3 protein-coding genes and 1 pseudogene are annotated in these 5059 nt (G+C 37.5%); all 4 read right to left on the reverse strand.

The features are described from left to right. Positions 1-819: pseudogene (locus tag I6E24_RS15235) on the reverse strand (DDE-type integrase/transposase/recombinase); the annotation flags it as partial. A gap of 1452 nt (positions 820-2271) precedes the next feature. Beyond that, positions 2272-2556, reverse strand: coding sequence for a hypothetical protein (locus tag I6E24_RS15240; RefSeq protein ID WP_130893270.1), 285 nt, complete (start codon positions 2554-2556; stop codon positions 2272-2274). Then, positions 2540-2797, reverse strand: coding sequence for a hypothetical protein (locus I6E24_RS15245; RefSeq protein ID WP_130893271.1), 258 nt, complete (start codon positions 2795-2797; stop codon positions 2540-2542). The genes I6E24_RS15240 and I6E24_RS15245 overlap by 17 nt, the downstream gene beginning before the upstream one ends. Positions 2798-2802: 5 nt before the next feature. Further along, a partial coding sequence (locus tag I6E24_RS15250) for a hypothetical protein (protein WP_235329448.1) occupies positions 2803-5059 on the reverse strand: 2257 nt, incomplete at its 5' end.

The raw sequence follows: 5059 nt of genomic DNA on the forward strand, positions 1-5059 counted from the left end.
AGACCCCACGCATGATATAGAAAACTGCTGTTCATAATTGTACGTTTGCTTGTGCTTATTCAAATATACAATTTGTGCAGCGGTTTTCTTCTTTAATAAACTATCACGCGAAATGTCGGATGAACCGAAAATAACATCAAACGGACGGCTCTTCACATAGCTCTCGAAGACTGTCGTCATCCTATAGTCACCGATGTTCTCGTCATAAAGGAAGACCGCATCCTGGTCGTAGATGATGAAGCGGGGTACACCGCGGAAGTACTCAAAGGACTTCTCGTGAGCCTGGCTGGCGGTCTCGCTGGTGAATGGCCTGTCGCTGAACCACACGAACTTGTAACGGCTGCAGCATAGCAGCATGACCATGAAATGGACCTTGACACGCGTCCCGTCTCCACGGCGCAGTCTGGTCTGGCCGAAGTCTACCTGCGCATATCTGCCGGATGGGGTCTCGGGAAGACATTCGTATACCCTTTCACTTATCGGCATCATCGGGATTCTGTACTCCTGACGGATGCGCATCACGAAGTTGTAGACAGTCTTCGGGCACACTTCCGGAAAGTCGGGGTAGTGCTCTTTCAGCCAGTCGTGCATCTGGGCCGCCTTGGTGTCCTGAAACTGGTTCAACCGGTCGACGACAAACTTGGTGTAGGGCTCAAGCAGAAGCGGACGTTCTTCGGATGCATCCAGATGGCGTTCGTACTCCGCCTGTGACATTGACAGATACCGCTTGACGGTCCGGCGGTTCAGGTGAAGTTTCTGTGCTATCCAGCTGACGGACCTGTGGTCTTCATTGCGGTAGCGTTGGATTCGATCGTACATAATTAATCGGTCTGTTTTGTTGTGATCTCTGACACTCATATGGCTGTCTGTGTTGTATTTTCCTTATGAGCACAAAGGTCTGGTTAATAATGCTTATTGTTGTGCATTATTGTTACCGATTTCTGTGTACTGTTGTTACTGATTCTTGTGCACTGTTGTTACTGTTTTCTGTGCACTCAATTTACCATTTTCTGTGCACTCGTCGTTTCTGTTTACAATTTTTTCAACATTTTTGTCCCCCGTTTGTCCCTCAAGCCACATACGGGGGACAAATTTACGTCCCTCTATGTAATTTGAGTACGTTCCACTATAAAATCTATCTAAATCATAGATAATTATTGCTTTACAGATACCCTCAATCTCTTAGTCTCTAAAATATCAAATACTATAACCACTGATAACCAGATATATACATATAAACAAATACGGAATTAGAATTACATCAGATGAGATTTTGTTCGAAATGTTTGAAAAGTATTTTATCTTATTCCTTCATGCATCAGAAGATTTATTAAATTACCTAGAAAGATTAACGCAAGGACCTATTACCATATAATTCATTCTTGCAATATATTTAAGAAAAACATCGGTATATGAAGTTTATTAATTAAATTTGCAATAACATACTCACCCCGCTTCCCATAAGAACAGCGCGCTCAGGGTGAGTCTTTTATTTTCTAGTGATAATGGTTTAGTGACGATGTTAGACTTTTACCTGAATTTAGTTTACGGCTAGAATTTACATTAGGGATGACATCTGCTATTTCAAATCCAAGTCTAGGTATGAGTTTTCCGGCAAACAGAGACGACTTATTTATCTTGATCTACACCGCCAAGCAATCGCTGTATGGAAGAATCTCAATCCTGAAGTTCAGGCTGTTTGGAATAGGTTTGCTGATATAGATTACCGTATAACGACGGCAACCATACAAGTAGCTACAATCTCTTCGTGTCGGCCTATCACGGCCACACGTAGTTTGGAAATGATCGTGTGCCAGAGCCTCATGCATTTGCTTCCTCCCCGGTTTTCAATACTGCTTTTTTAAAGGTGTGAGAGTTGTTGATGGACAAAGATGAACTTCAAACTATTGCTAAATTCACGAGGATATCACAAGGTATCGCGTGCTGTTCAAGATCCAAGTGGTGAAGCCTGGCAAGGGTAAGCATCCAGGTAAGGTGAGAAATTATCTGTCACAAGGTTGATGGATGTTCAAATGTGTCGGTTGTGTTCAATATAGAAATGCCGCACTCTTGGGACTTCCCGCAAGCATACGGCATTCATCTAAGGTATCTACTGAGTCTGTTAGTAGTTATCGGTCGCAGTATATCACTGTGTCGATAAAGTATCCAATCTTTCTTCGAGTTATTCTCAAGGTTAATTTCATGAGAAGGATCAAAAAACAACGGGATAATCATCCCGTTTCTTCCTAATATAAAATATATCCTTGGTGATCATTCACTATTTTTCTCTCTTAACGACACAGGTGGCAGATATTTTTCCCAATCCATCATATTTGAAAGAAGTCTCATCCGCTCATCTATAGTGGATAACTCAATTCGTCTATTGGGCAAATATCTTGAATGCTCTAAAGATTCCCCCAAAGCCCATAAACGATTTTCCAAGTAAGATTGGTTGTTCTTATGTCTTTCAAAATCTTCAACTAGAAGGAATACATTGTGTTCAAATTCTGCCCGCGAAGTTGGCGGTGGCATACCATATTTACTTTTCTCTTTCATACATTTCTTTAAAATTATTAGACGCCAATATATGGAAAGTAGAACGTACCAATTCGTCTATAGTATCAAGATTTATTCTACCGTTAGGTAGTGTTCTAACTCTTGATAATGAATCAAATAAATGAGCATCAATACCACGAGCAAATAAAATACGTTCATTATCAATACTCTCTTTGAGCAGATTTGCACCTCTCTCAAACTCTCTTCTACCTGGATATGATGAACCTAAATATTTAGTCATATACATTAATTATTAATTGCATAATACACTCTTCCAGCCCTCTCATAATCCACTTTGTTATAGAGAACTCTATTGAGTACATCTTCCATTGTCCTTATATACCTACCTTTGAATAATCCGTTCAAGTAGAAGCTTCTTCGTATGTATTCATCTGTTTTTAACAGTTTTGTTATCGTACCGTCATCTTTCAATGAATGTACAGCGTCCAAATAAGGTTGTGCAAACTCTTTTCCGCCAGTAACCTGCAAGTTATTGAGTTTATCAATTTTATGTTCAATAAACATCATATCCTCAAAATCTATCAATACATCACCTCTATCAGTCATTGTATTAGGAAATATGGTTTTCATTTTTTCTAGTAAACTATTATACCCACATTTCTCTGACAATACTAATGCAATTTCGTAAAGATTCCTTGAGACTGAAAAATTACGAACACTAAGTAATTCCTTTTGCTCATAGTCAGATTGAATGCATTCTAATACTATAGAAGGTTTCTCAATAGTAATTTCAAGTAAAACCTCTGAAGCTATTGTATTCAGACCTATTTCAACATATTGTTTAATCTCTTCTATTAAACATTCTATTACTCTATGATCATATTCACATAGCCATTTTAGGGCTTCTTCTGCTCTCATCGAAACATTTCTATCTGGATGAACAAGAAACCATATCAGAAAATGAATCATTTGCTCATCCTGATTATGTTCTTCATGATAACCAGACATACCAATAAATTTCTCGTATTGTTGCTTTGAAGGACGCACATTAATGTCATAATGTCCAGATATAATATCAAAAAGTTTTGTTTTATCAAAATCTGACTTATTAATAAGCGGTGTAATAAATTCACTGAGAGAGTACCAATAGCTTCCTAATGGTGAAACGATATTCTTTCTCATAGAATCAAGAAGTGCTTTACTTGAAGGAAGAGAACCGAGCTTTTCTTTTAGATTTTCTCTTTTTTCTGAGTGTTTTTCTTCCTTCAAACTTCGTTTCCACTCAATTCCCCTTTCCTCCAAAAAACGATTTAGGTAATCCAAAAAACTGTCGAATATAACCTTTTCCTCAAAGTCTTTTAAATAAATACCGTTCTTTGTATCATATATATGAGCTATATAATCTGCCATTCTAGGGGCGAGAATTTCTATAGATTTCTTCTCTCCTAGTTCTGCTATTATTTCAGAATGAAGGTTTGCATATTGATAGTCATTATGCATTTTGTCCCAATTTTCCCAGAATAATTCACTTATAGCATATTTTATATAAGGTGACACTTCCTTGCATTCGCTTAACAGCTGACAAATTGCACTAGCTTCTATTAAATGGTTAGCGCCAAGATCATAGCCTTTGCCAGGAGCCGGCATGTCTACTTTCCAGTCCTCTGCATTACTGATAATTCTTTCAGAAGATGGAATAGTCTCAAATTTATAATAGGTAATGGCATCCGATAGTGAAGATGCTTTAGCTATAGTTGCAACAAATTCATTTTTCTCTTGCTGAACATATCTTTGAAATGTCATTTCGCCAGATGCTTCTTCAAATATTGCCGCCATATGTGCGACTTGAACAGCGTCAAAAAATGTATCTGTTTTACGAAATTCATTAATCAGATCTAGTTGAGCTTCTTTATACCAATCTGGTCCCATAGAACTGTTCAATACTTCAATATAAGTGTTTTGAGTTTTTGTTTTTTCACCCATCATAGCATATTCCCGGCAGATCTGAAGTAAATAATAACACCGTTCACTTCTATTCTGTACAGCATAAAGTATATATTTAACAATTTCGTCAGCTAAGAATACAGCTTGTTGCCGCGTATTGCTCTTTTTACCTAATATACCAGTCATCCTTATTAGAGTTGCACAATAGCCCTCTCTGTACAAACACAACTGGTTTGGCATCCGGTTCTTTAGATGTTTCATAAAATCATCTATCTTATCTACAAAAAAGTCTCGGTATATCTCAGCCAATTTATCATAAAGAAATGGAAATAACTCTTCTGGAAGAAGATAACTTCTTTTCCATTGGATTCTTCTTTCAAAAGAAAAGTCGATATAATCAAATATCTCTTTAATATGAGTATATAATTCAGAATAATCTTCACCCATTGCTTGTTTCCGGTAGAGAATACCATTCATATATGCGATACGGCGAATTAAGGCCTCAATATATTCCTCCCAGGAAAGCTCATCATAATATTTTTTATTCAAAGATGGCAAGGATATTACTTCGTCAATATATGCTTTATAAAGACATTCT

This window comes from Bacteroides caecigallinarum (assembly GCF_021530995.1).
GTDB lineage: Bacteria > Bacteroidota > Bacteroidia > Bacteroidales > Bacteroidaceae > Phocaeicola > Phocaeicola faecigallinarum.